At 47.0% G+C, this 457-nt stretch carries 1 protein-coding gene and 1 pseudogene; both read left to right on the top strand.

Going from position 1 to position 457, the window contains the following annotated elements; genetic code table 11:
• On the top strand, positions 1-159 hold a 159-nt coding region (locus A3766_RS28835; protein WP_197479506.1), incomplete at its 5' end, for an RnfABCDGE type electron transport complex subunit D.
• Between the two features lie 3 nt (positions 160-162).
• Positions 163-457 (top strand): annotated as a pseudogene (locus tag A3766_RS10145) (hypothetical protein); the annotation flags it as partial.

Here is a 457-nt window from a genome sequence, read left to right as displayed (position 1 = left end):
ACCTATATTATTCGCGTTTATGGTGCATACCCTGATGCCTTTGCTTTCGCTGTGCTATTGATGAATTTTGCAGCACCCCTGATTGATGTTTATACGCAGCCAAGAACTTATGGCTATGAGTCGGCAAAACGCGGCGCCAAGCAGAAAGAGGAGGCTTAAGAGATGACTGATAAGCTTAATCCAACTGACGAACGAGAAGAGCTGGGCGAACCGCTTTCTGAAACGATAGACACCCTGGGCTTGTCGATACTTCGGTCTGCGTGGGGGCTGGGTTTGTTCGCAATTATTACTGCCGGTTTAATTGCCTTTACCCAACAGGGGACGAAAGAGAAAATTGCAGAGCAGGTGAAGCAAGCAAGGTCAAAGGCCTTATTGCAGATTGTGCCACTTTCTGAGTTCGATAATGAATTACTCGATGATGCCTTTACACTAGCTCCATCTGAAGCCTTGGGGACTA

It is taken from the genome of Oleiphilus sp. HI0132 (genome assembly GCF_001635845.1).
This window is presented reverse-complemented; position numbering and strand designations above follow the sequence as displayed.